Origin of the sequence: Flavobacterium sp. WV_118_3 (assembly GCF_039778605.1) — a bacterium.
Classification (GTDB): Bacteria; Bacteroidota; Bacteroidia; order Flavobacteriales; family Flavobacteriaceae; genus Flavobacterium.
Map to the genome: position 1 here is coordinate 3076799 of NZ_CP156060.1, position 24880 is coordinate 3101678.

A 24880-nucleotide genomic window follows, 5' to 3' on the forward strand; every position below is an offset into this window, starting at 1 on the left:
TGTCGAAATCGGCAGGTTTTTTTTAAAAGTCAAACCGCAATTGTACGGCAACAGTTTTTTTGATTTCCGTATTCAGGTTGTGTAACGAAATACCAAGTAAGCGTACGGAATCTTTCATTTTTTCCTGATATAGCAATTCTTTCGCCGCTTCCAGAATCAGAGCTTTGTCGGCTATAAAATACGGTAGCGTTTTGCTTCGCGTTTGCAGTGTGAAATCGGAATATTTGATCTTTAACGTTACCGTTTTTCCGGCTATTTTATGAGACTTCAGCCGTTTTTCTAATTCATTTGCGATATTTTCCAGCTTTTCAATCATAAAAATTTCGGATGATAAGTTGGTATTAAAGGTTCTTTCGGCACCAACCGATTTTAACATTCGATCCGGTTTTACCGCACTATTATGAATACCTCTTACAATATTGTAATAATGGGTTCCGCTTTTTCCAAAATGTTCCTCCAGATAATCCAGCGATCTTGCCTTTAAATCTTTTCCGGTAAAAATCCCGTTCTGGTACATTTTTTCGGCCGTTACTTTCCCAATACCGTAGAATTTTTTAATATCCAGGTCTTCGAGAAATTGGATTACTTCTTCAGGATTAATTGTTTTTTGTCCGTTGGGTTTGTTATAGTCACTGGCTACTTTTGCCAGGAATTTATTTACCGAAATTCCCGCTGAAGCCGTTAGTCCGATTTCCTCAAAAATACGTTTCCGGATTTCCTGCGCGATTAGCGTGGCACTCGGATTCCCTTTTTTATTCTCCGTTACGTCCAGGTAGGCCTCATCCAGCGAAAGCGGTTCTACCAGATCAGTATATTCGTAAAATATTTTCCGGATTTTTTTAGAGATTTCTTTATACCGGTCAAAGCGGGGACGAACAAAAATAAGTTCCGGACAGTTTTTGCGCGCCATATAACCACTCATCGCACTTCGAACGCCAAATTTACGGGCTTCATAACTCGCTGCTGAAACCACTCCTCTGACTTCACTTCCGCCAACGGCTACCGGCTTCCCCTTTAATTCCGGATTATCCATTTGCTCTACAGAAGCATAAAACGCATCCATATCCACGTGAATAATCTTTCTGAAATTCGGGGTCGTTTCCATAAAGTAAATATAGGCTATAAAACAGACGAAATCAGGAAACGGATTCTTCCTCCCGCTTGTCTTTTACCGGGATAAAAAACGATAGCGGTCGCTTTCTAAAATGAATCCAGATGGCCTTGTTTAAAAGTCGGAATTCCGAAAGCGGTATATTTCGGGAACGGAACGCTAATCCGATTGACAAACCAAAACTGACAATAAAGTTCATAAAACCAATAAGTCCGATTCCTAAAATACTCCAGCCAATCATCCATAAATCGGCTTTAAAATTCATCCCGTATAATCCTAAGGCAAAATTTCCACTCGCAAATGTAATGTGTCGAATGTCCAGATTTAACCCCAAAAAGATCCCTATCGACGCCGTACTTCCCAGGAAAACTCCAAACCAGCCGTTCGAAACGATACCGGCCCAGTTGTGTTCAAACCAGTTGGCTATTTTTTTTGTTTTTTCGACACCGAAACTCATTTTCAGAAACGGATGCTCCTGAATACGGTAATACACCTGATTGTGTTTGTTTCGGTTGGAAATACTTCCGGAAATGATTCCCGATAAAAACAGGAATACTCCGGCTATCGAAGCGTGAAAAATCGCCGGTGAAAAAATCGGATTCAGATCGCCTAATAGTTTGGGCCATTTTGTTTCAGCAATATTGTAATCGAAAACCTGATCGATCGCCCAAATTCCCAATAAGGAAACCGGAAAAGCCATAACAACATTTCCGACGAATGCGATAAACTGAGATCGGAACAAACGGGCGAATAATTTGGCAAACGAACTGTGTTTGTTTTCTGTTTTCCCTTGTTTTTTCATCCCTTTTTCCAAGGCCTGAATGATGGTCGCTGCGGTCATCGCCGGTTGTTTGGTCGCCAATGTAAAGCCACAAAGATAAATGGCAATAAAACCAAGCGAATAGTTTAAACTATACAGAAATGCATGTCCGAAAGCACTGGTTTCTATTTTGGAAAACAACAATTTGATGATACACAATATCCCCACAATAAAGCCTCCTCCTAAAGCAGCTTTTAGCATCCCGAAATACTCTTTCGGACTTTCGGTAATATAATGCTCTCCCGTTTTGGCCGTATGTTGTGTGATCTCATACGAAAGCAATTGCGTACTTTCATTGATCAGCTGACCAACGTTGTTTTTATAACAGTTGAATTTAATGAGTTGTAATGCCAGCTGAATCGTATTGTGTTTTTTGTCTTCTTCTTTATTGACTACCAATAACGGAATCAGGATTTTCATACGGTACAATTGCTGTCGAATGCGTAACAAACTTTGGTTTACCTTAATCGAAATCCCGTATTTGGAACTGTTGGCAAAAGCTTTGTCGACATACTCTTCGCATTGTTTGTGCAGGATTAGCAGTTGCTTATACAACAAATCATCGGAAGTAATGGCATGTTGTTCTCCGGTACGTATTTTTTCGATAATTTCCTGCAACTCTTTTTCAAAAGCTGTAAACGGACTTTCAAACTGACTGTATTCCGGCACCATTTTGATCACGTCATTTTCCATCGCTCTTCCGCTCATACGCTGCGGAATCAGGTTCATCACATTAAGCAATTCGGATAATGGTGATTTTTCTTTAACCGAAACATAGATATCCCGAAACGAAAGCAGATCAAATAATCGCAATAATTCTTCCATTGGAACTTTTTTGATCCAAATACCATCTGAATTCAGATAAAAAACCTGATTCAGGATATATTGAAGGGTGTCTTTTTGCGGTTGATACGGTAGTACTTTAGCCAATAATCTTTTCTTGACTTCGAAGACAAAATCGGCATCCTGTAAAATCGCAGCGTCCGATAACATCCGACTGAATTTTCGTTCTTTAAACAACTGTGCCAGGTAGCCAATCAGCAATTCGCGTTTATCCGGGTGTTCTTCGAGAAAATAAAGCAATTTTTCGATGGAAACCGTTACTTCTTTCTTCGGCTTTTTCGGCCGAAACAAATGTACCAGATCCACTAAAAAATGTAAGCTATCTTCAGAGACATACCGCTGGTTCTCAAAATGTTTATCAAACAGGTTTCCTATCGTTGTCTTAGATTGTAGCTTATGTCTTAAATTCATGCGCTTGTTTTTGGTAAATTATTCTGTGGCAAAATTACGATCCGGGAGCTATAATTTTCTTAACTTGCTCCTAATTTATATTAATTTCTCCAGAAAATGCAGGAAATCGAGCGAAAGTTTTTAGTCAAATCCGAGGCTTTTATTACCGAATCGCACCATCAAAACAGGATTGTTCAAGGTTATCTTAATTCGGATCCGGAACGAACCGTTCGCGTTCGTATTAAGGGCGAAAAAGGTTTTCTAACCGTTAAAGGTATCGGAAATGCTTCCGGAACGACACGCCTGGAATGGGAAACGGAAATTCCGGTTTCCGATGCCGAAATGCTCCTGCCACTCTGCGAAAAAGGTGTTATCGACAAAGTTCGTTATGAGATCCGAAAAGGAAACCACACTTTTGAGGTGGATGTTTTTTTCGGGGCCAATGAAGGACTGATTATTGCCGAAGTGGAATTGCAATCGGAAAACGAGCTCTTTGAAAAGCCGGACTGGCTCGGTTCCGAGGTTACCGGCGACAAACGGTTTTACAATGCTTTTTTAAGCAACAACCCTTATAAACTCTGGTAAAATGAAAATGCCGCAGTATACGTTACTTTTTCTGCTTGCGGTTTTATCCTGTAGCAGTCCTCAGAAAACAGTTCAAACGCCATCTATTCCAGCCAGACCTGTACCGGAGACTTTTAGTTATCAAGACAATGGTACCACCTATGTGATGCAAAAATATTTCCTGGTCTTACTAAAAAAAGGTCCCAACAGAACCCAATCAAAAGAGGACGCTGAGGAAATTCAGAAAAAGCATATGGAACATCTTTCCTGGTTGCATCAAAACGGAAAAATCAGCCTTGCCGGTCCTATGGACAAACACGAAACCATTTCGGGCATTCTGGTTTTTAACACGCCTACATTACGCGAAGCCGACAGTCTTGCAAAATTGGATCCGGCGGTAAAATCCGGACGACTGGAAGTGGAAACTATGGGATGGTGGGCAGCAAAAGGAAGTAAACTCGAATAGTTTAATCCTGAATCACTTCAATATTTACGTTTACAAATCCACGGCCTTTTCCGTGTGTGATTTCCATAAACGCTTTTTTAGAAAGGTCAATTTCCCGTCCTCGTGAGAATGGTCCGCGATCGGTTACTTCTACGATAACGGCTTTTTTATTGGCTACATTCGTTACTTTTATTTTAGTTCCGAAAGGCAGATTTCTATGCGCAGCAGTATATTTTGCATTGTCAAATTTTCTACCACTTGCGGTTCTTCTTCCATTAAATCGGTCGGCATAATACGATGCATGTACATTTTTTTTATAATTCTTAAGCTTAAGACCTCCCTGAATCGTGATAGAATCTTTTTTTATCGTATCGTTCACTTTCACTTTCGGATCTGCCTGAAAAGCGAAAACCCTTCCGGTTGTTGTACTGATTAACAAAACAGCGAGTGTAACAAATACGATGTAAACTATTACTTTTTTCATTCTATTCGTTTTTTAGATGATGAAGGGCAAGAAATATGCCAAGTTGAAAAAGGCCCTTACGGGCCTTCATTTTATTTAAACCATAAACTCCATGGTATTCTGCTTAGTATTAAAAGCAATCCTATCGCATAGAAAACGGCTATTTTTTTGAATTTATCCGTTCCGGTAGCTGCTTTTTTATGTTTCGACCAACCAACCGTGATCAATGCTATAGCAATGATATTGATTAGCGGATGCTCCAAAGAAGTTAATCGAAGCGCACTGTTACTCATTTGTCCGAATGATGCCGAACCCAGTGGTGAAACAAAATATAGGATAAAACCGAAAAGCAACTGAATATGAGAAAAGATCAAGCCAAAAAGTGAAATTCTTCTGTCTTTTGGTTCAAAATCTCTTTTGGAACTCATTCCTAAAAAAGCGTTGATTACAGCGATGAATAAAGCCAATAAAGCTAAATAAGCCAATCCGGAATGGCCTTTTTGAATAATTTCGTACATAGTTAGTTTTTTGTTTTCAAAACAAAGATAAGGAATTGAAACTAAAAAAGCCGCTTACCCAAAGTGGTAAACGGCTTTAATCATCCGATTTCGTTATTTTTAATTATAATTTAACAACTTTAAAATTAACGGTCTGGTTGTTGATTTTCATTTTGAAAAGATAGGTTCCGGTCGCATAGGCTGTCATGTCTACTTTTGTTGCCAGGTCGTTCAACTGACTGTTATATAACAATTGTCCCTGAACATTAAATACCTGAATTGCTGTTATTGCATCTTTTGATGTAATATTTACAAAACCGTTAACCGGGTTCGGGTAATACGAATAATCCATATACACAGCATCTTCCAATCCTAAAGAAGGCGTACAAGAGGTTGTTGCCACCCATCCTGCTTCGGTTACACCTCCGTCAGAAACGAATTTCATAGTTAAAGCACCGTCTGCAGCAGTCGATTCGATTGGTGCCGGTAACGTTAATCCGGTTAAACCAGCTCCGCCTACTAATGGTGCTTCTGTACTTGATCCGTTGTAGATATATAAGAAATCATAACCATCTTCCAGTCTGAAAGCAGTAAAGGTTAGTTTTACTTTATTGTTTGCCAGATTTGGAATAAGCGTTCTAACAAACACCTGATTGTTACCATATTGTCCAAATGTTCCACCCGTATCGGTCAATTGAATTCCGTTACAGTAATCTGCTCCAGTCAATAATATAAAATCTCTGGACAATGCGGTCATTCCAAAGCCACAAACCGGACGGATTCGCACTCTGTAATACGTATTTGGTGTTAAATTTTGTGCCGTAAATGAGTTGGCATTTACCGTAGTATACTGACCTGCCGTTCCTGAATACGGGAACACAACAATTTGCCATGAGGTAGCACTTCCTGCATCCGACCAGGTAATCACAGCCGATGTATTTCCGGCACCCATAGTCGAATTAATATCCGTAACCGTATTAATACAAGTACTGATACAATCCGTACTTAAACAAGTTCTGGAATCAACATGGTTTATAATCGCCGCTGAAGGCTGTGATCCGAATCCATTGTTAAAACTAATTCCGATACCACTCACTAAGTGACAATAACTCATAATAGTCCCTTTTGTACTAGAAGAAGGAATAGTTGGCGGATTGGTCATACAGCTATATCCTTCGGATGTTGCTCCTAAAGCTGCCGGCGCACAGTTATCAATAGCAGTATTGTTTCCATTCCATACACAAGCATGCGTATGTCTTGAACCTAGTAAGTGCCCTAATTCGTGTGTAACTACCTGAACCGTCCAAGAATAGGTTGGTACAGTACTATAGCTAAAATTCACGTCTGAATAACAGTAGTTATTCGCGGTACACAATCCTCCGATTGTTACTGCCACTCCACCTAATCCTCCTGGGTCGATTCCCACCAATTGTCCTACATCACCGTCAAAAACAGGTCGTACTGCATTAAATTTTGCCAGGTAATCACCAGAACTGTTACCTACACCTTCATATGGATCTTGTGAGGTCCAGATGTATACCGATTTTAATGCTGTCGTAATTCCATCGTTATTATATAAGGTCTGTACATTATTAAAAACCGAAGTCATCCAGTTGGAAGTTGTCGTTGTATTACTTCCGTTTGATTGGTATAAATTATAATCGATTTCAAAATAAACTGTTACACATTTATTACTGGCCGGACTTGCTGATGGAGTTGTTGGAGCGTTTTTAAACTCTTCAACTCTATCATCCGTAGCACATTCAAAATCGTGGGTTACATTCATCTTTTGATCTTCATAGATGATGTAGTCTGATTTGTTTCCTTTTTTGTCCAATTTACCTACTGTCAAATTGCTTAATTTTGAACTAGAAGCAATTCCATTCAGTTCTCCTTTAAAAAAGTTAAAAGACACCAAGGAGTTAGAGTCACCTTTCACGATACCACGGTAATACACTCCTGGTTCGTAAGTGATGTTTTTTCCTTTATCGGTATCCAGATGAAAACCTTCTGCTAACAAGTCTACTCGATAAAGTTGTAGTGTTACCGTTTCGTTATGGTACGGTAGATTCAATTCGATCGCGTTGGGTTTTTTGGACACGATTTCATTGACAGCAGCTTCTTTTATAATAGCAAAAGAAGCGTCGTTTACAACTCTGGCAATTTCTTTACCTGGAGTTTTAGTCGACGCTTCTAATACTGAAAATTTTTTAAAGTCTGTGTTCTGTGAGCGTAACTCGGCGACCCTTTGGGCGACCCTGTTTTGCGAAAACACAGTCAGCCCGGTTAAAAGGGCTAAAAAAAGTGTAAATTTTTTCATTTTGCGGGGTTAGTTAGTATTTTAGTCAGTCCAAATATAAAAAATATTTAGGTTCTGACTCACATTCCCGGCTTAACTACACAATTTTAACCTTTTAACTACAAACTTTTAAGATCTTTAATAGCTTTGAAAGCAATATCTACTTGATCATCGCTAACAATAATGGTGAATTCGTAATTTGTGGAAACTACTTCGCAAATATTCACACCTTCCCATGCCAAACGTTGAAATACATAGTAAAACAATCCCGGTACAGAAAGGTTATCTTTAGGTAGCTTTACCGTAATCGAAGCAAGGTTTTCGGTTTTATGAGCCCATTTTTCTTCTGCAAAGTATTTCTCTACTAAGTGGTTTAGGGAATCACTTACAATGATATTGGTTTCATTTACCCCTCGCGAAGAAGTATAGAATATATCTGTATAGTTATTAATTTCTGCGATTAAATCCGATTGACAACTCAATACTTTGGGAGTAATTGCGAAATTATAATCCGTCAATGAGGAACGTACAGTAATTTCTCCCAGATTCTTCAGAACTTTATCCAGTTTGTGGTTCATCCGGAAACCAAGTTCTTCCGATAATCGTTTCAGAGCCATTACGACTGCTCCTTGTTTAATGTTTTTCCCTAATTCCTGCTCTAATTCCGGCATCATTACTCTTGCCAAGGAGGTCAGATTAATAATACCCTGGGAGAGGCCATTGAGCAAAAAGGGTTTCGTTTTAATGTAATGTTCAACTACAGAGGAAATAGTTTTCATAATTATAGTGGGTTTTAAAAATCTCGTAAAATTACAAAAAAAACAATCTGTTAAAACTTTAACAAAAATAAATTAGAAATAATAAAATGCATCAGGATAATGCTTAATATCAAAAACAGCTCCCTGTTTGTGAATAGCAATTATATCAAAACGGACGTCACATTCGATGTCCCTTAGTATTACATATTCATTAACAGCTTTCACTAAAAGCTGAATTTTCTTCGATTTCACAAATTCTTGTGGTAATCCATACTCTAATTTAGAACGAGTTTTAACTTCTACAACTACTAAAGTTGTACCTTTTTTTGCAATTATGTCAATCTCGGCTTTACAAAATATCCAGTTTCGCTCCAGAATTTCGTAGCCGTTCTGTATCAAAAATGCTACTGCACGCGATTCTCCTTCTTTTCCAAGTTCATTATGACGTGCCATTTTTTATTTTATTGGAATTCTAACACAACTTGATCGTCGGTTATTTCAAAATTAACCGTAGCCCCTAAAATTAGTGCCCGATTATCTTTAACATGTCCGGCCGGAAAGTAAAAACATACCGGAATATTATATTCTTTTGCGATGGAAGTGATAATACCTACTTCATTTTGCCCAAAAGGAATTTCGTTATCATGCATATCTGTCATCCCTCCTACTACAAGTCCTTTTAGTCCGTCAAAATAACCATTTCTTTTTAAATTATACAGCATTCGATCTATATGATATAAATATTCGTCCAGATCTTCTATAAATAATATCTTATCTTTTGTATCAATTGAGGATTTTGATCCTAACAAACTGTATAATATAGAAAGGTTACCTCCTACCAATTGTCCTGTTGCTTTTCCTTTAATTTCATATCCTTTCGCCGGAACTTCATATCGGATTTTCTCTCCAAATAGCGCTTTACGTAAGGTTTCTTTAGAAATTTCTTCCGTTCGTGGCACCGTAAACGGCATGATACTATGCAGGGTTGCCACTTTCATATTATGGACATGACTATGCAAAACGGTAACATCACTAAATCCAATGATCCATTTTGGATGTTTTTTAAACTTCGTAAAATCCAATCCGTCTATAATGCGAACCGTTCCATAACCACCTCGGGCACACCATATCGCTTTGATATTATCATCGTCCATCATCTGCTGAAAATCATCGATACGCTCGCGATCCGTACCGCCCAACTGACAACTATCCAATCCTATCGTACGCCCTAATTTGACTTCCAATCCCCACGATTTTAACAATGCTATGGCGGGTTCGGCATCTTCTGGAAAAAATTTTCTTGCGGTACAAACAATGGCTACGGTATCACCTTTTTTTAAATAGGATGGAATTTTCATTTTTCGTTGTGAATATAAATCGGTCGTTGTAAAAAATAACAGTAAAATCAAAAATGATCTCAAAAATACAGCATACGTATGGAGGTGGTTTGTTTTCATTTGAAATCGTTTCTAACAAATTTAGCGTTTTTAAAACAATCCGATAAACATCTGTTAAAGGATTTGTCAACGCTTTTTTGCACAATTTGAATGAAAAAAACATTCAAATTCGTGGTTAATAGCCTATTTTTGCATTTCATCTTGAAATACATTCAAAATATAATCTTTTTTTTATGATACAAAATCCTAAAAGATATACCATTACAGCTGCTTTACCGTATACGAACGGTCCGATTCATATTGGCCACTTAGCTGGAGTATATGTCCCGGCTGATATCTATGCGCGTTTTTTACGTCAGCAAGGTAAAGATGTAGCTTTTATTTGTGGAAGTGACGAACATGGTGTGGCCATTTCGATGAAAGCAAAAAAAGAGGGCATTACACCTCAGGAAGTTATCGATAAATATAACGGGATTATTAAACAATCTTTTGCTGATTTCGGAATCTCTTTTGACAATTATTCCAGAACTTCAGCTAAAATACACCACGATACCGCTTCTGATTTTTTCAGAAAATTATACGACAACGGTAAATTTATCGAAGAAGTTACCGAACAATTATACGACGAAAAAGCCCAACAATTCCTGGCCGATCGTTTTGTGACCGGAACTTGTCCAAAATGTGGCAATGAAGATGCCTATGGCGATCAATGTGAAAAATGTGGCACGTCTTTAAACGCAACCGATTTAATCAATCCAAAATCAACCATAACCGGGACAAAACCAATCTTAAAATCAACCAAACACTGGTTCCTGCCATTAGATCAATATGATGCGTTTTTAAGAGAATGGATTTTGGAAGGTCATAAAAACGACTGGAAACCGAATGTTTTCGGACAGGTAAAATCATGGCTGGACGACGGTTTAAAACCGCGTGCCGTTACGCGTGATCTGGACTGGGGAATTCCGGTTCCGGTTGTAGGTGCCGAAGGAAAAGTACTATATGTATGGTTTGACGCACCTATTGGCTATATTTCATCCACAAAAGAATGGGCCGAAAGAGAAGGAAAAGACTGGAAACCGTACTGGAAAGACCAGGATACCAAACTGGTGCATTTTATCGGAAAAGACAACATCGTTTTCCACTGTGTGATTTTCCCGGCGATGTTAAAAGCCGAAGGCAGTTATATTCTACCGGACAATGTTCCGGCCAATGAGTTCCTGAATCTGGAAGGTAACAAACTGTCGACATCCAAAAACTGGGCGGTATGGTTACACGAATACCTTATCGATTTCCCGGAAAAACAGGACGTATTGCGTTATGCTTTAACCTCCAATGCTCCGGAAACCAAAGACAATGATTTTACCTGGAAAGATTTTCAGGCACGTAATAATAATGAGCTGGTTGCTATTTTCGGAAACTTTATCAACCGTGTAGTGGTATTAAGCAACAAATACTACGACGGTATCATTCCGCAACCTAACGAACTAACCGAAGCAGACGAAGCGGCTTTAACCGAATTAAAAGCCTATCCGGCGGTTATTTCGAGTTCAATTGAGCGCTACCGTTTCCGCGAAGCTTTAGGTGAATTGATGAATGTGGCGCGTTTAGGAAACAAATACCTGGCCGATGAAGAACCGTGGAAAATTGTAAAAGAAAATCCGGAAAGAGTAAAAACGCAAATGTATGTAGCCTTACAGATTGCTGCGGCATTGAGCGTTTTAGCCGAACCGTTCCTTCCGTTTACCGCTCAGAAATTAAAATCAATTTTAAAAATTGACAATGCTTTCGGATGGAATGATATCGCTCAAAATTCCGATTTAGTACCGGCAGGTCATCAGATCGGACAAGCGGAATTGCTATTCGCTAAAATTGAGGATGAAGAAATTCAAAAACAAATCGACCGCCTAGAGGCTACAAAAGTGGCCAATAAAGCCGAAAATCAAGTGGTAACACCACAAAAAGAAGTGGCTACTTTTGACGATTTCGCCAAATTGGATTTACGTGTAGGAACCATTGTTTCGGCCGAAAAAATGCCAAAAGCAAACAAATTACTGGTACTTAAAGTCGACACCGGAATTGATGTTCGTACGATCGTTTCGGGTATTGCCGAGCATTTTGCACCGGAAGCTATTATCGGAAAAAGAGTGACCGTTTTAGCCAATCTGGCACCAAGAGCCTTACGTGGTGTCGAAAGCGAAGGAATGATCCTGATGACGGAAAATGCCGAAGGTAAGCTGGTTTTTGTAAACCCGGATACCGATGGTGTGAAAAACGGAGCGACGATTAACTAAGACCTTAAAAATAAAATAGAATGGCACTAAAAGTTATAGCCTTTGATGCAGATGATACCCTTTGGGTAAATGAGCCTTATTTTGAAGAAACCGAAAAAAAATTCTGCGGTCTGATGGAAGATTATTTATCCCATCAGGGATTGTCGCAGGAGTTATTCAAAATTGAAATCCAGAATTTACCAGCCTATGGTTACGGTATCAAAGGTTATATTCTTTCGATGATCGAAGCGGCCTTAAAAATCTCAAATAATACCATCGATGTGGCCATCATTGGCCGAATCATCGAATTGGGAAAAGAATTACTGGAAAAACCAATCGAGTTACTCGATGGTGTTGAGGAAACACTCGATGCTTTAAAAGGAAAATACCGTTTAGTGGTTGCTACTAAAGGCGATCTGAAAGACCAGCATCGCAAATTACACGATTCCGGACTCGGGGCTTATTTTCACCATATTGAAGTAATGTCCGATAAACAGCCTTTGGATTACCAAAAACTGGTAAGCCGTTTGGATCTAAAACCGGAGGAGTTTTTTATGATTGGAAATTCGTTGAAATCGGATGTATTACCGGTATTGGAAATTGGTGGTCATGCCGTACACGTGCCGTTCCACACCACCTGGGCGCACGAACGTATCGATCATAAAGTGGAACATCCCAACTTTAGAACCATTGAAAAATTAACCGATATCCTACCACTTTTAGTATCGTGAAACAAAAGTTAGACCTGGCCAACTGGAGCAGAAAAGAACACTTCGAATTTTTTAAAAATTTCGAAGAGCCTTTTTTCGGCCTTATCGCAACGGTTGACTGTACCAAAGCCTACGATAACGCCAAGGAAGCCGGTGTGCCGTTTTTTATTTATTACCTGTACAAAACGCTCGTAGCGGTAAATGCTGTCGAAGCTTTTCGCTACCGGATTCAGGACAATGAGGTGGTTATTTACGATCGTATCGATGCGTCTTCGACGATCTTGCGGGAAGATCATTCTTTTGGCTTTTCGCTGATCGAATTTGATCGCGATATTCAGACGTTTAAAACCATTGCACAAAACGAAATCGAAAGGGTTCGTCAAACGCCGGGGCTTTTTACCCGAAGTTTTGAAATGGATAATCTGATCCATTTTTCTTCCATTCCGTGGGTAAACTTTACGTCATTATCACATGCCCGTAGTTTTACGTTCCCGGATAGTTGTCCGAAAATTTCCTTTGGAAAAATGACGCTAACCAACGGAAAAAGAGAAATGCCGGTTTCCGTACATGTGCATCATGGTTTGGCCGACGGCTATCATGTAGGCCTTTTTTTTGAAGAATTACAAAAACAACTGGATCAGAAATGAGAAAAATTGCCGCTTTTATCATCTTAAAATGTAATGATGAGTTGCTTTTACTAAAACGTTTTAAAGAACCCTTTAAAGGCTATTACGTACCTGTTGGCGGCAAGCTCGATCCTAACGAAACACCTTTGGATGCCGCAATACGCGAAACATTTGAAGAAACCGGTATTCGTCCGGAACATTTTACCTATATGGGAACGCTTTTCGAGGTTTCTCCCGTGGAATACAACTGGCTTACTTTTGTCTATTTGGCCGAAATCCCATACCAACCGGCACCCGAATGTAACGAAGGAATATTGGAATGGATTCATAAAGATAATCTGAAAAATATCCTGACACCGGAAACGGATCTGCACATTTACGAAAAGGCTTTTAACCAACAGCCTTTTGCCTATAGTGCCCGTTATGATGCGGAACTCAACTTATTGGAATTGATCGACGAATTAAATCCGTAAAAAGGGTATGCTCCCGATTGCCTACCATCCGATTTACAAACATCCGCTACCGGAAGGCCATCGCTTTCCGATGATCAAATACGAATTACTACCACAACAATTGGTACATGAAGGCATTGTTTCCGACAATGCTTTTTTTGAACCGGACATGCCGGATATGCAACCAATATTGGCTGTACATCAAAAAGAATATGTAAACGATTTGATCCGATTAACATTGGATCCGAGGGCTGTACGTAAAATAGGATTTCCGTTATCTGCCGAATTGGTCGAACGGGAATTACGATTGGTACAAGGTTCCATAACCGGTGCCGAAAAAGCAGTACAAACCGGAATTGCTTTTAATATCGCTGGTGGTACGCACCATGCCTATGCCGACCATGGTGAGGCTTTTTGCCTGTTGAATGATCAGGCTATTGCGGCCCAGTATTTACTGGATCGTAAGTTGGCAAAAAAAATTCTGATTGTAGATCTTGACGTACATCAGGGAAACGGAACCGCTGCGATTTTCGAACACAATCCTTCCGTTTTTACCTTTTCGATGCACGGTCAGTCGAACTATCCTTTTAAAAAAGAACGTTCCGATTTGGATATCGCACTGCCGGATCATACGGCCGACGATGCATATTTATCGCTGTTACATCAGACGTTGCCACAACTCATTGCCTCAGAACGCCCTGATTTTATCTTTTACCTTAGCGGTGTCGACATATTGGCTTCCGATAAACTCGGAAAACTCGCCTGTTCGCTCGATGCCTGTAAAAAACGGGACGAAATTGTATTTTCACATTGCCATACCGCAGGAATACCGGTTCAATGTAGTATGGGCGGCGGCTATTCGCCGGATATCCGAACAATTATCCAGGCCCATACCAATACCTACCGGGTAGCTTCCTACATTTACAGCTAATTCGTTTAAAGCAATAAAATCTCGTTTACGACAATTTCTGTCGAATAGCGTTTATGTCCCTCTTTGTCTTCCCAGGTTCGGTGAACCAGCTTGCCTTCTAAAACAACCTCTTTTCCCTTTTCTACAAATTTCTCAACAATGTCGGCTAGCTTCCCCCAGGCTTTTACAACATGCCATTGTGTATCGGTAACTTTTTCACCTTTTTCGTTGTAATACACTTCGTTCGTAGCAACCGACAATTTTGCCAGTTTTCTACCTTCTTCTAATGTCTTAATTTCCGGATCACTTCCTACGTTTCCGATCAATAGCACTCGGTTTCTCAATGTGTTCATGGCTCATAATTTTAATAGGTTAACTTTTAATTCGGGGAAAAGGGAGTGTAGGGTTATTTGTTTTTTACAAATTTCTGATATTCTTTTAGTTGTTGTGATGCATCTTCAATTCCCAACACATAAATTCCGGCGGCCAGTTTGGATACCTCAATTCCTTTTTCGCCAATAGTAGCTCCTGTTACCTTAAAAATCTGTCTCCCGTTTAAGTCATATACCGCGATTTGTGCCTGATCGGATAATTGTTCCTTGTTTTTAATAAACAATCGTTCGCTGGCCGGATTGGGATATACTGCAAAATTTGCGGTTCCAAATTCGGCAAGACCTAGAGCCGATTCTCCTGTTTTGGCAATATATACCGATTGTTTATCGTTGGTTACAATGTTTAGATTGTTTAACTGTATGTCTACAGAAGCCGTCGAAATAATCGTAAAATTATCCGGATCGGAATCCAGTACTTTCAAATTAGAGGAACCATTCGCCGGTGCAGGATAGATCTCACACGCCTGTACCGTTCCTTGTGCATTATATTTGGCAATGAAGTTGAAAAAATTATTATCGATAGTATAGGTAAAATCCGGGGAAAGATTGACATATCGGTAAAAATTTCCGCCTACATAAATATTATCCTGTGCATCGATATACAATCTCGAAAACTTTGACGATGAACTCGCATTGGTTCCCGGTGCCTGATCTGTTGATATTCCCGCTTTTTTAGCCCATATCAGGTTTCCGGCTGTACCGTGTTTTACCATATAACCACCGTAATTTCCAGGGAACTGTAAAATGGTTCCATCAAAATTTATTGTCGAGTTATAGGCCATCCCTACCAAATATACGTTGTTTGCCGAATCTACCGCAAGGTTGTACGCCTTAGTGTCGGAACTTGGCCCAACGGTAGCCGTTTTTGCCCAAGCTACCGCTCCGGTATTATCGTAACGCACATAAAACAGTCCTGCGTTTGAACTCGAACTGCGGTTTAGCGTAATATTTCCAAAAGTTACCGAACGTGCCAGAAAATCGCCCGCGATATAAACATTTCCATTGTTGTCTACAACCATGGCTTTCATCTGTGCCCCGATTCGGTCGGACATGTTCGAACTGGTCGTTCCGGTATAACGCGAAGACGAAACCCAAATCAGATTACCGGTATTAGCATCGAATTTGGCCACCAGGTTTTTATCCATCCCTTGAATTGTCGGTGCATAATTGGCCATCGGTAAGGTTTGCCCCTCAAAAGATAACTGATCCGACGAATAATTGGCCGCTAAATACAGGTAGTTGTTTTTATATTGCAGATAACCGCCTCCCATATACTCCGGAAATTCCTTAATCCAAACCGGATTACCGTCTAATGTGAATTTTACGATAAAACTGCGATCTCCATACGTGTTTGGGTTTGTCAAAGTGGTCGTCCCAATCTGCATATTCCCGTTATAACTTCCTATAGCATAATAATGATCATTACCATCATAGGCGAGCGCTGCAAATTGCTCGTATTTGCTTCCGCTAAAATGCTTTACATTTAATAGCACTCCGTTCGTATCAAATTTGGCGATATAGGCATCCCCTTTAACCGGAGCCGCCGCATCACTGGTGTTTTGTATCGTAGTACCCTGTATTGTTGCCGTATCGGTTCTGAAATTTCCAAGCATAATATAGTTGCCGTACCGGTCAACAAAACCTTGTGGTTGATTTTCCTGCAAGCCGCTGTTTTCGGTTACAGCACTCCAAAGCCATTGACTCTGGTTAAAATTCTGGGCATGGGCGCCACAAAAACTAATAAGAGTTGTTGCAATAAGTAGTTTTAGTCTCATGTTGTAGTATTTGATTATTTTTTAACCAAATTTATAAGAATAATACAATTTCAAAGACTCTATACTGTTAAATGTTTTTACAATACAACAGAATAGCCCGCAAACCCGCATTATCCGCAATGTTAGCATAGTGTTAAAATTACAACACCCTCCTGTTAAATGTCTCTTTTGTGTGAAAATCTCCTATTGCAACACCTTTCGCTCGTTTGTAAAAAGACGGTATTTTTTGTAACTTTCTAAAAAATACGCTCCCTATGCAAAAAGCCATCAATAAAGTTGAGTTACGAAATCTACAGATCGAAGATTATAAAGAACTGAAAAATTCCATGGTGGAAGCCTATAGCGAACTAAAAGAAGCCTATTGGCAAGAAGAGCAAATCGAACGCCTGCTGGAAATTTTCCCGGAAGGACAACTTGTAATACTGGTCGACGACAGAGTGGTCGGTTCGGCGCTTTCATTAATTGTAGATAACCGAAAGGCCAGTGCGACACATACCTATGAAAAAATCACCGGAAATTATACCTTTTCCACTCACGATCCTTTTGGCGATGTGTTATACGGTATCGATGTTTTTATTCATCCGGATTATCGCGGACTTCGTTTGGGACGGCGTTTGTATGATGCCCGAAAAGAAATCTGTGAAAAACTGAATTTACAATCGATCATCTTCGCCGGAAGAATTCCGCGTTATGCCGAACATGCCAAAGAGATGACGCCAAAACAATATATCGAAAAAGTACGTGCCAAGGAAATCCACGATCCGGTGTTGTCGTTTCAACTGAGTAATGATTTCCACGTCATCAAGGTGATGAAAAATTACCTCGAAGGCGATGTTAGTTCGCAGGAATATGCCGTGCTTTTGGAATGGAATAATATTTATTATGAAAAACATCAACAACTGATCAACACACGAAAAAGTGTCATCCGACTAGGGTTGATTCAGTGGCAAATGCGACCGCTCAACAATCTGGAAGCACTATTCGAACAGGCCGAGTTTTTTATTGATGCCGTTTCCGGATATGCCAGCGATTTTGCCATGTTTCCGGAGTTGTTTATCGCGCCCCTAATGGCCGATTACAATCATCTTTCGGAAGCCGATGCGATTCGGGAATTAGCGCGCTATACCGATTCGATCCGGAAAAAATTTCAGGAATTCGCGATTTCCTATAATATCAATATCATTACCGGCAGTATGCCGCTACTGGAAAACGGGAATTTGTACAATGTCGGTTTTCTGTGTAAAAGAGACGGAACATCCGAAATGTATTCCAAAATTCATATTACACCAAACGAAGTGTTTTATTGGGGTATGAAAGGCGGTTCGCAAATCAAAACGTTTGATACCGATTGTGGAAAAATCGGTATTATGATTTGTTATGATGTGGAATTCCCGGAATTGTCCCGCTTACTGGCCGACGAAGGGATGGATATTCTGTTTGTTCCGTTTCTTACGGATACGCAAAACGGGTATACACGGGTTCGCAATTGTGCGCAGGCGCGGGCTATCGAAAACGAATGTTATGTTGCCATCGCCGGTTGTGTCGGAAATCTTCCCAAGGTAAACAATATGGATATACAGTTTGCGCAGGCGGCCGTTTTTACCCCTTCGGATTTTGCGTTTCCAACCAACGGAATCAAGGCCGAAGCCACGCCAAATACCGAAATGACGTTAATAGTAGACGTGGATGTGGATTTATTGAAAGAATTGCACGAACACGGTAGTGTCCGCATTATGAAAGATCGGAGAAAAGATTTGTATCAAATCAAAAAATTAAAACCATAAACACACAATGGAACTCGAGCAATTACAATATCCGATCGGGAAATTTACCGTTCCTACGGAAATCGATACGGATCATATACGGGAATGGAAAACGACAATACGGGAATTACCTTTGGAACTGGAAAAACTGGTAAAAGCGCTCCCTCAAACGGAACTAAACTGGATTTACCGACCGGATGGCTGGTCGATTAAACAAGTGGTGCATCATTTGGCCGATAGTCATATGAACAGTTTTATCCGTTTTAAACTAACGTTAACCGAAAATGTTCCGGCAATCCGACCGTATGAAGAACAACTTTGGGCCGCTACGCCCGATGGAAAAGACGACGGTATCTCGGCCTCCTTACTAATCATCAAAGGTGTCCACAGTCGTTGGAGTTATCTGATTGATCATTTGTCGGAACAGGATTTGAATCTGTTGTATTTTCATCCGCAACACCAACGCCTTTATTCGTTAAAAGAAGCCATCGGATTATACCATTGGCATTCCCGACATCATTTGGCACATATCCGTCAGGCGTTACAACACAAAGGGATTTTTTAATCGTATAGCAGAGCAAATGTCACCAAAAAAAGGAGTTACTTTGTTCCGATAAAAACAACAGCATGAAACCTTCTATCGCAATTGTCGGCTGCGGCTGGCTTGGCCTTCCATTGGCAAAAACACTGATCCAACACGGTTATTCGGTGAGCGGTTCTACAACCTCACCCGAAAAATTGTCGGTATTAGAGGAAGCGCAAATCGATCCTTTTTTGATCAAATGCTACGAAGATCAGGTAGAAGGCAATTGGGAAGGTTTACTTTCCGGAAAAGAAATTGTCATCATTGATATTCCGCCGAAACTTAGAGGTGAAAACCGGGAGAATTTTGTAGCCAAAATACAAACCTTGATTTCCTGTATTGTCACAACAACGGTTACGAAAGTCCTTTTTATAGGTTCCACTTCGGTGTATTCCGATACCGATGCAACGGTAACCGAATCCACAATTCCGCAACCGGATACCGAAAACGGAAAGCAACTTTTGGAAGCCGAAAACTACTTACTTGAGAATCCGAATCTTCAGACGACTATTGTCCGATTTGGCGGACTGATCGGGAACGATCGGAATCCGGTAAAATTCCTCGCCGGAAAGGAAAATATCGAAAACCCCGAAGCTCCGATCAATTTTATCCATCAAACGGATTGTATCGGTATTCTTCTGGCGATAATCGAAAAAGAAATCTGGAACGAAACCTTTAATGCCGTCGCGCCTTCCCATCCTACACGGGAAGCATATTATACCCGAAAAGCATTGGAATTCGGATTACCGTTACCGCAATTCAGTCACGAAAAACCATCGTCCGGAAAAAGCATCAGCTCGGAAAAAGTACAGCACATTTTAGAATATGAATTCCAGATTGCCGAATTATGATGTAAAAAAAGCGGTACATTTATAGCTAAAACAATCCCAAATGGACTTAATAGATATCGTTAGCCTTCGTCTCAACAACCAGTGGTTACACCAAAGTCCGGCACTGGATATTACGGAAATCGTATCCCGAATGGGTGCGTTTCAGGCGCAGGATTTTGCCATGTCGAAATGGGCTTTGGGTATCCGAAAACCCGGCACTTCTGAAACCGAAATTGAAGCCGCATTTAATTCCGGTTCGATTGTTCGCACCCATGTTATGCGTCCGACCTGGCATACGGTTGCCGCGTCCGATATTTACTGGATGCTGGATTTATCGGCCAAACGGATTAAAGGTTCTGCCAAAGGACGGCTAAAAGAACTCGAACTGACGCCCGAAGTCCTTTCGCGTTCGTATTCCATTTTGGAAAAAACACTGGTCGGAAACAAGCATCATACCCGTGAGGAATTGGTTGCCTTATTCGAGCAAAATGGTATTGCGAACTACGACAATCGGATGTCGCATATTTTAATTTTGGCCGAACAGGACGGACTGATCTGTAGCGGAAAAATCAAAAACGGAAAAACCACGTATGCGTTGTTAGCAGAATGGGTTCCGCAAAAAAGTACCATTAGTCGGGAGGAGGCCTTGGAAAAACTCGCCCGGAAGTACTTTTCCAGTCATGGTCCAGCGACACTAGCCGATTTCCAATGGTGGTCCGGATTGTCGTTGTCTGAAGTCCGAAAAGCACTCGATCTGATCCAACACGATTTTCAGTCTGAAAGTATCGGTTCCGAAACCTATTGGTTTTCCCATACGATTTCTTCATCGGTTCCTAAAAATACGATTCACCTGTTACCGGCGTTCGACGAATGTATCATTAGTTATAAAGATCGTACCGCAACGCTAACTATTGATCATCATAAAAAAGCGGTTACCCGAAACGGAATTTTTCATCCGGTTATTTTGCATAACGGAAAGGCTATTGGCATCTGGAAACGGATCATCAAAAATCAAAAAGTAACCATCGATATCCATCCTTTCGATTCTTTTACGCCTTCGTTAACCGAACCGCTGGAAAACAAAATACAGGAATTTGGCGTTTTCCTGAATAAAGAACCCCATATCCACTATCACTCATGAAACAAAATATCACGCATATTACCCTTTTGGTACACGATTATGACGAAACCATTGCTTTTTATACGGAAAAACTTCAATTTTCGGTATTGGAAAACAGACACGGCGACGATGGCAGCCGTTGGGTAACGCTGGCACCAAAGGGTTATTCCGGTAGCGCATTTGCCTTGATCAAAGCGACGACACCGGCACAACAGGAACGCGTTGGCAACCAAACCGGCGGTACGGTTTCTTTTTTTCTGAATACCGACGACATCGAACGCGATCTGGCTCATTTCCGACAACATAATGTTACCATCGTTCGGGATATGGTTCCAGAGCCTTGGGGCAAAGTGGCCATTTTTGCCGATTTGTATGGGAATCTTTGGGATCTAATCGAAACACCATGAAGTCGACCAATTATAGCAATACGTTTATTGCCGTTGCCGAAGATTGTCCGGTTTCGCAAGCCGAAATTCCACCGATACGCGGAAACGAAAAATCGGCGGTGAATTTACAGTTTGAAACACTTCGCGACAATCCGTATCGCTATACATCGGATGACATTTTATTTAGGGTTTATGCGCTGAAAAATCATATTCCAAAATCCGATTATGAGTCGGAACGGGAGTTCTTTTTCTCCAAAAGTCAGGCGTGTTTGCGATGTTCCCCTTTGTCCAAACGCTATGGTTGGGGAACGCATCACAATGCCGAAGGTAAAGTCGCACTCTATGCTATCGATTCCGACGACTACAAAAAACTGGCGCAGGATTCCGCACTAACACAGGTTAAGGCAATGCGTTCCAAACGGAAATAATTTCCTCCTTATACAAACCGGCCAACAAGGTCGGTTTTTTCATTTTTAACAACTTTTATCACAAAAAATTTGTTTTGTAAGTTTCTTGGTGAAATTTTAACAAACATTTAATTAATTTTTTATATTTGATACAATAATTACCATTTTAAGCCGAAAAAACATCTTTTAATAGTACGTTTTGCACTAAAAAACTACCCTTTTTATAAGCCTCATAATTTTTCGCATTTGTTTTCAAGGTATTACAGCATTCACATAGTCACCAATAGCATATTAACACCAAAAACAATAAATTATGAAAAAAAGCTTACTCCTACTGTCGGCTTTGCTGCTTTCTTTTACAGCAATGGCGCAGGTTCCGGAAACCAGTAGTCCGGACGATCCTCCAAGTTATACCCAAGCTCAGGAAAACCAAACGCCGGTGTATGAATTACAACCGACACAGTTAAGTCCTCAAATTCAGGAATATCTCCACGGTCGTGTGGAAGGTTTTTCGGCCTATCGTTTTGATTATACCGCTTTAAACGATTACCTGCTCAAAAATCCGTATGCGCTTGAATTCATTCTGAAATCTGATGCCGGTACGACCAAGTTTACCATGCAACGCCACGACATGCGCGCCCTCGATTATACCGAAGGAGTTACTCATGAAGGTGGTGAAAATCAGATCACATTCCAACGAACCTTTGAAACTGACCTCAACTATAATGTTCCAACCATAAAAGGAATTGTAGACAACAATTCAACCATCCTGGCACGTCTGGCTGTTTTTAATGACAATCTTGTCGGTTTAAAATGGAATACCGAAAGCAATGAAGTACTCTATTATACGTCTCTTCAGGATTTTATCAAACTAAACGGTGACGATTTTGTGACCGATGAAAATCCGTTACTGGTTTTTAACCTCGGAAACATTATCAGTACGCAAAACTCACGTTGCATTCAAATACAAGATGCGCTCCAACAGACCTCAACAGGACAGAAAGGTTATTTTAACGACTGTACGCCACGATTTCTGAGTATTGCCGCTGAAGGTGATAAAATATGGTGCGATCAGAATGGAACGAATTCTGCTTCCAATATCCTGCAAAGCTTATTTTTAGTAGAATGTATTTACACGCATTATTTCAATATTTCGTTTATCGTAAGACATGTCAATCTTTTACCCAATAATACGACATTGTACAACACCAATAATGCTTCCGATTTATTGTATAAATTCCGGGACAACTGGAATGCCAATCACACCAATAAAGTTCGGGATCTGGCCTTATTATTTACCGGAAGACGCCCGGATAACGGAACGGTTGGAATTGCTTTTACCAATTCGCTTTGTAACACGAATTGGGCTTATGGCGTGATTGGAAAAGATCCAACCCGTACCCGGATTATTTCGCATGAGATCGGTCATATTTTTGGCTCCCTACACGATGATGAACACTACGGAACTTCTTCCTGTAGCGGTAGTGACATCCCAATTATGTGTATGTACACATCTACTTTTACACCACTGTATTTTAGCCCGTATACCCGAAGTATTATCTTGAACTCAAGTAACAATCATGCGTATTGTCTAAACGATTATGCCAATATTAATAATCCTAACGAAATGGTAAAATCCTGGACCAATAACCGTAATCTGAAATGGGTTGCTTCCTGGTATATGCAGGAAGGCGATTATATTCTGACCGGAAATTTTGACGGAGAAAATAATGATGAAGAAATTTTCTTTGCCAGTCCCGACAGAAACTGGGCTGGTATTATGGATTTCTCCTGCGATCAGGGAACCGACTGGTATCACCTTTGGGGAAATAACGGAAACCGAACGTTCGGATGTTGGTACCGCAATTATGGCGATCGTTACTATTCGGGTGATTTTGACGGTGATGGAAAAACCGAAATCTTGTCGCGAACCGATACCGGAAGTTGGGCGCAAATTAAAGAATACCTCCCTTCGACCTGGTCGTGGAAGGAACGTTGGAGCAATAATGGTAGCAACACCCCTATTGCCTATTGGTATATGGGTCCAAAAGACACCTTCCTTGTGGGTGATTTCGATGGCGACGGAAAAGACGAATTACTTTGCGTAAATCCAAACGGATGGTCGCATTTGGTAAAATTCAATTCGTCTCCGGGCGGATGGTATTCGCCACAAACCATATGGAGCAACAACGGTTCCGGATGGATCGGTGGATTACAGATTTCACAGATTCAACGGTATATGAAAGGAAAAATGCGCACCACTACCCGTGATGAATTGTATGCTTTTGTGAGCAATTCGTCCAGTAGTTTTTCGGCCATTATGCGTTTTACCGGAAGTGGCTGGACCTTAACCGGCGGACAGGGATTGGGAACCAGCTTTACCACTACCAATGTCACTCCGGCGCATTTCAGCTATAAAATGATGACCGGTAATCTGGATAACGATGGCTATAGCGAATATCTGGCGATCAGCAATTCCTGGATTGGAAGTTACGACTATAGTAACGGTGGTCCCGGAATGTCGTTTAACTGGAGTAACGGCGGTAGTTCATCATATAGCGACTGGAACCTGAATGACCGTTCGCGTCAGTTTCTGGTAAAAGCGGCACCAACAGCTCCGGATCAGATTTTTAATATTAAGTATGAAAAACGCAGCTCCGGTTGGTGGTTCTGGTATAGAGAATGGTATGAAGCTACTCTGGCCGCTATGTATCGTAGAGAATTACCTACCAAAAATATGAAAGCAGCGGAACCGGAGTTGGATTTTGGAAAACCCTCAATTATTTCGGTAAACGACAATATGCTGATTTATCCAAATCCGACTAAAGATATTTTAAATATCGATTTTAATAACCTGGAAGTGAAACAAGCCAATGTTTCCCTTATTGATATCACTGGTAAAACCGTACTTCAACAACCGTTAAACGGTCCGAATAATGTTTTATCCTTACAGGCACTTTCCGAAGGAGTGTATATCATAAAGATCAATTCGGAAAACCAACCGACTATCACTCAGAAAATCGTGGTTCAGAAAAAATAAAACGCCGATTTATAAAAAAAGCCTCC

Annotated in this window: 24 protein-coding genes; 14 read left to right on the plus strand and 10 right to left on the minus strand. The window is 40.5% G+C overall.

The window, feature by feature from the left end:
* Nucleotides 1-22 precede the first annotated feature (22 nt).
* Together dinB and ABFU83_RS14325 are read right to left on the minus strand one after the other, a co-directional pair.
* Complete coding sequence (gene dinB, locus ABFU83_RS14320; RefSeq protein WP_347066912.1) at nucleotides 23-1105, minus strand: DNA polymerase IV; 1083 nt, start codon at nucleotides 1103-1105, stop codon at nucleotides 23-25.
* A 31-nt stretch (nucleotides 1106-1136) separates the two neighbouring features.
* On the minus strand, nucleotides 1137-3185 hold the full coding sequence (locus tag ABFU83_RS14325) for a recombinase (RefSeq protein ID WP_347066914.1): 2049 nt from the start codon (nucleotides 3183-3185) through the stop codon (nucleotides 1137-1139).
* 96 nt (nucleotides 3186-3281) lie between these two features.
* Between ABFU83_RS14325 and ABFU83_RS14330 the strand changes: the two genes are divergently transcribed.
* On the plus strand, nucleotides 3282-3749 hold the full coding sequence (locus tag ABFU83_RS14330; protein WP_347066916.1) for a CYTH domain-containing protein: 468 nt from the start codon (nucleotides 3282-3284) through the stop codon (nucleotides 3747-3749).
* A 1-nt stretch (nucleotide 3750) separates the two neighbouring features.
* The gene (locus tag ABFU83_RS14335) at nucleotides 3751-4194 is read left to right on the plus strand and encodes a YciI family protein (protein ID WP_347066918.1); all 444 of its coding nucleotides are present in this window, start codon (nucleotides 3751-3753) and stop codon (nucleotides 4192-4194) included.
* Between the two features lies 1 nt (nucleotide 4195).
* On the opposite strand, the gene ABFU83_RS14340 is transcribed toward ABFU83_RS14335, so the two are convergent.
* The 6 genes from ABFU83_RS14340 to ABFU83_RS14365 all read right to left on the minus strand — a co-directional run bounded on the left by ABFU83_RS14340 (nucleotide 4196) and on the right by ABFU83_RS14365 (nucleotide 9548).
* Complete coding sequence (locus ABFU83_RS14340) at nucleotides 4196-4657, minus strand: septal ring lytic transglycosylase RlpA family protein (RefSeq protein WP_300484890.1); 462 nt, start codon at nucleotides 4655-4657, stop codon at nucleotides 4196-4198.
* Between the two features lie 71 nt (nucleotides 4658-4728).
* The gene (locus ABFU83_RS14345; protein WP_347066920.1) at nucleotides 4729-5154 is read right to left on the minus strand and encodes a hypothetical protein; all 426 of its coding nucleotides are present in this window, start codon (nucleotides 5152-5154) and stop codon (nucleotides 4729-4731) included.
* Between the two features lie 103 nt (nucleotides 5155-5257).
* Nucleotides 5258-7453, minus strand: a complete 2196-nt coding sequence (locus tag ABFU83_RS14350) for a M12 family metallo-peptidase (RefSeq protein WP_347066922.1) — start codon at nucleotides 7451-7453, stop codon at nucleotides 5258-5260.
* A gap of 98 nt (nucleotides 7454-7551) precedes the next feature.
* Entirely contained in the window at nucleotides 7552-8211 is a 660-nt protein-coding gene (locus ABFU83_RS14355; RefSeq protein ID WP_136403485.1) for an aspartate kinase, read from the minus strand.
* A 72-nt stretch (nucleotides 8212-8283) separates the two neighbouring features.
* The gene (locus tag ABFU83_RS14360) at nucleotides 8284-8643 is read right to left on the minus strand and encodes a YraN family protein (protein WP_136403486.1); all 360 of its coding nucleotides are present in this window, start codon (nucleotides 8641-8643) and stop codon (nucleotides 8284-8286) included.
* Nucleotides 8644-8651: 8 nt separating this feature from the next.
* Nucleotides 8652-9548: an LD-carboxypeptidase gene (locus ABFU83_RS14365; protein ID WP_347070225.1), complete on the minus strand. Its 897-nt coding sequence runs from the start codon at nucleotides 9546-9548 to the stop codon at nucleotides 8652-8654.
* Nucleotides 9549-9820: 272 nt separating this feature from the next.
* Here ABFU83_RS14365 and metG point away from each other — a divergent pair, with 272 nt between their 5' ends.
* The 5 genes from metG to ABFU83_RS14390 are packed head-to-tail and all read left to right on the plus strand — an operon-like array spanning nucleotide 9821 to nucleotide 14579.
* A complete protein-coding gene (gene metG, locus ABFU83_RS14370) occupies nucleotides 9821-11881 on the plus strand; it encodes a methionine--tRNA ligase (protein WP_347066924.1) in 2061 nt (686 codons plus the stop codon).
* Nucleotides 11882-11901: 20 nt separating this feature from the next.
* Nucleotides 11902-12591, plus strand: coding sequence for an HAD family hydrolase (locus ABFU83_RS14375; RefSeq protein ID WP_347066926.1), 690 nt, complete (start codon nucleotides 11902-11904; stop codon nucleotides 12589-12591).
* A complete protein-coding gene (locus ABFU83_RS14380; protein WP_347066928.1) occupies nucleotides 12588-13217 on the plus strand; it encodes a chloramphenicol acetyltransferase in 630 nt (209 codons plus the stop codon). Before ABFU83_RS14375 ends, ABFU83_RS14380 begins: the two co-directional genes overlap by 4 nt.
* Nucleotides 13214-13669 carry an NUDIX domain-containing protein gene (locus tag ABFU83_RS14385; protein WP_347066930.1) on the plus strand — a complete coding sequence of 152 codons (456 nt, stop codon included), beginning with the start codon at nucleotides 13214-13216 and terminating at the stop codon, nucleotides 13667-13669. The genes ABFU83_RS14380 and ABFU83_RS14385 overlap by 4 nt, the downstream gene beginning before the upstream one ends.
* 7 nt (nucleotides 13670-13676) lie before the next feature.
* The gene (locus tag ABFU83_RS14390; RefSeq protein WP_347066931.1) at nucleotides 13677-14579 is read left to right on the plus strand and encodes a histone deacetylase; all 903 of its coding nucleotides are present in this window, start codon (nucleotides 13677-13679) and stop codon (nucleotides 14577-14579) included.
* 5 nt (nucleotides 14580-14584) lie between these two features.
* Here ABFU83_RS14390 and ABFU83_RS14395 read toward each other — a convergent pair whose 3' ends face one another.
* The gene (locus ABFU83_RS14395) at nucleotides 14585-14911 is read right to left on the minus strand and encodes a single-stranded DNA-binding protein (protein ID WP_347066932.1); all 327 of its coding nucleotides are present in this window, start codon (nucleotides 14909-14911) and stop codon (nucleotides 14585-14587) included.
* 53 nt (nucleotides 14912-14964) lie between these two features.
* Nucleotides 14965-16725 carry a T9SS type A sorting domain-containing protein gene (locus tag ABFU83_RS14400; RefSeq protein WP_347066934.1) on the minus strand — a complete coding sequence of 587 codons (1761 nt, stop codon included), beginning with the start codon at nucleotides 16723-16725 and terminating at the stop codon, nucleotides 14965-14967.
* 254 nt (nucleotides 16726-16979) lie between these two features.
* Here ABFU83_RS14400 and ABFU83_RS14405 point away from each other — a divergent pair, with 254 nt between their 5' ends.
* The 7 genes from ABFU83_RS14405 to ABFU83_RS14435 all read left to right on the plus strand — a co-directional run bounded on the left by ABFU83_RS14405 (nucleotide 16980) and on the right by ABFU83_RS14435 (nucleotide 24854).
* Nucleotides 16980-18509 carry a bifunctional GNAT family N-acetyltransferase/carbon-nitrogen hydrolase family protein gene (locus tag ABFU83_RS14405; RefSeq protein ID WP_347066935.1) on the plus strand — a complete coding sequence of 510 codons (1530 nt, stop codon included), beginning with the start codon at nucleotides 16980-16982 and terminating at the stop codon, nucleotides 18507-18509.
* Between the two features lie 7 nt (nucleotides 18510-18516).
* Nucleotides 18517-19053: a YfiT family bacillithiol transferase gene (locus tag ABFU83_RS14410; protein WP_347066937.1), complete on the plus strand. Its 537-nt coding sequence runs from the start codon at nucleotides 18517-18519 to the stop codon at nucleotides 19051-19053.
* A 62-nt stretch (nucleotides 19054-19115) separates the two neighbouring features.
* Nucleotides 19116-19922: an SDR family oxidoreductase gene (locus tag ABFU83_RS14415; protein ID WP_347066939.1), complete on the plus strand. Its 807-nt coding sequence runs from the start codon at nucleotides 19116-19118 to the stop codon at nucleotides 19920-19922.
* Nucleotides 19923-19962: 40 nt separating this feature from the next.
* Nucleotides 19963-21042, plus strand: coding sequence for a winged helix DNA-binding domain-containing protein (locus tag ABFU83_RS14420; protein WP_347066941.1), 1080 nt, complete (start codon nucleotides 19963-19965; stop codon nucleotides 21040-21042).
* Nucleotides 21039-21428, plus strand: a complete 390-nt coding sequence (locus ABFU83_RS14425; protein WP_347066943.1) for a VOC family protein — start codon at nucleotides 21039-21041, stop codon at nucleotides 21426-21428. The genes ABFU83_RS14420 and ABFU83_RS14425 overlap by 4 nt, the downstream gene beginning before the upstream one ends.
* Nucleotides 21425-21835 carry a DUF6157 family protein gene (locus ABFU83_RS14430; RefSeq protein WP_347066945.1) on the plus strand — a complete coding sequence of 137 codons (411 nt, stop codon included), beginning with the start codon at nucleotides 21425-21427 and terminating at the stop codon, nucleotides 21833-21835. The genes ABFU83_RS14425 and ABFU83_RS14430 overlap by 4 nt, the downstream gene beginning before the upstream one ends.
* Before the next feature lie 292 nt (nucleotides 21836-22127).
* Nucleotides 22128-24854: a T9SS type A sorting domain-containing protein gene (locus ABFU83_RS14435; protein ID WP_347066947.1), complete on the plus strand. Its 2727-nt coding sequence runs from the start codon at nucleotides 22128-22130 to the stop codon at nucleotides 24852-24854.
* The last annotated feature ends 26 nt before the right edge of the window (nucleotides 24855-24880 follow it).

Excerpts from the sequence above, each read along its gene's own strand:
- ABFU83_RS14410 (WP_347066937.1), top strand. The coding sequence starts at position 18,517 with ATGGAACTCGAGCAATTACAATATCCGATCGGGAAATTTACCGTTCCT.
- dinB (WP_347066912.1), bottom strand. The coding sequence starts at position 1,105 with ATGGAAACGACCCCGAATTTCAGAAAGATTATTCACGTGGATATGGAT.
- ABFU83_RS14420 (WP_347066941.1), top strand. The coding sequence starts at position 19,963 with ATGGACTTAATAGATATCGTTAGCCTTCGTCTCAACAACCAGTGGTTA.
- ABFU83_RS14360 (WP_136403486.1), bottom strand. The coding sequence starts at position 8,643 with ATGGCACGTCATAATGAACTTGGAAAAGAAGGAGAATCGCGTGCAGTA.
- ABFU83_RS14355 (WP_136403485.1), bottom strand. The coding sequence starts at position 8,211 with ATGAAAACTATTTCCTCTGTAGTTGAACATTACATTAAAACGAAACCC.
- ABFU83_RS14365 (WP_347070225.1), bottom strand. The coding sequence starts at position 9,548 with ATGAAAATTCCATCCTATTTAAAAAAAGGTGATACCGTAGCCATTGTT.
- metG (WP_347066924.1), top strand. The coding sequence starts at position 9,821 with ATGATACAAAATCCTAAAAGATATACCATTACAGCTGCTTTACCGTAT.
- ABFU83_RS14405 (WP_347066935.1), top strand. The coding sequence starts at position 16,980 with ATGCAAAAAGCCATCAATAAAGTTGAGTTACGAAATCTACAGATCGAA.
- ABFU83_RS14350 (WP_347066922.1), bottom strand. The coding sequence starts at position 7,453 with ATGAAAAAATTTACACTTTTTTTAGCCCTTTTAACCGGGCTGACTGTG.
- ABFU83_RS14425 (WP_347066943.1), top strand. The coding sequence starts at position 21,039 with ATGAAACAAAATATCACGCATATTACCCTTTTGGTACACGATTATGAC.
- ABFU83_RS14330 (WP_347066916.1), top strand. The coding sequence starts at position 3,282 with ATGCAGGAAATCGAGCGAAAGTTTTTAGTCAAATCCGAGGCTTTTATT.
- ABFU83_RS14390 (WP_347066931.1), top strand. The coding sequence starts at position 13,677 with ATGCTCCCGATTGCCTACCATCCGATTTACAAACATCCGCTACCGGAA.
- ABFU83_RS14435 (WP_347066947.1), top strand. The coding sequence starts at position 22,128 with ATGAAAAAAAGCTTACTCCTACTGTCGGCTTTGCTGCTTTCTTTTACA.
- ABFU83_RS14335 (WP_347066918.1), top strand. The coding sequence starts at position 3,751 with ATGAAAATGCCGCAGTATACGTTACTTTTTCTGCTTGCGGTTTTATCC.
- ABFU83_RS14375 (WP_347066926.1), top strand. The coding sequence starts at position 11,902 with ATGGCACTAAAAGTTATAGCCTTTGATGCAGATGATACCCTTTGGGTA.
- ABFU83_RS14400 (WP_347066934.1), bottom strand. The coding sequence starts at position 16,725 with ATGAGACTAAAACTACTTATTGCAACAACTCTTATTAGTTTTTGTGGC.
- ABFU83_RS14385 (WP_347066930.1), top strand. The coding sequence starts at position 13,214 with ATGAGAAAAATTGCCGCTTTTATCATCTTAAAATGTAATGATGAGTTG.
- ABFU83_RS14415 (WP_347066939.1), top strand. The coding sequence starts at position 19,116 with ATGAAACCTTCTATCGCAATTGTCGGCTGCGGCTGGCTTGGCCTTCCA.
- ABFU83_RS14395 (WP_347066932.1), bottom strand. The coding sequence starts at position 14,911 with ATGAACACATTGAGAAACCGAGTGCTATTGATCGGAAACGTAGGAAGT.
- ABFU83_RS14325 (WP_347066914.1), bottom strand. The coding sequence starts at position 3,185 with ATGAATTTAAGACATAAGCTACAATCTAAGACAACGATAGGAAACCTG.
- ABFU83_RS14345 (WP_347066920.1), bottom strand. The coding sequence starts at position 5,154 with ATGTACGAAATTATTCAAAAAGGCCATTCCGGATTGGCTTATTTAGCT.
- ABFU83_RS14340 (WP_300484890.1), bottom strand. The coding sequence starts at position 4,657 with ATGAAAAAAGTAATAGTTTACATCGTATTTGTTACACTCGCTGTTTTG.
- ABFU83_RS14430 (WP_347066945.1), top strand. The coding sequence starts at position 21,425 with ATGAAGTCGACCAATTATAGCAATACGTTTATTGCCGTTGCCGAAGAT.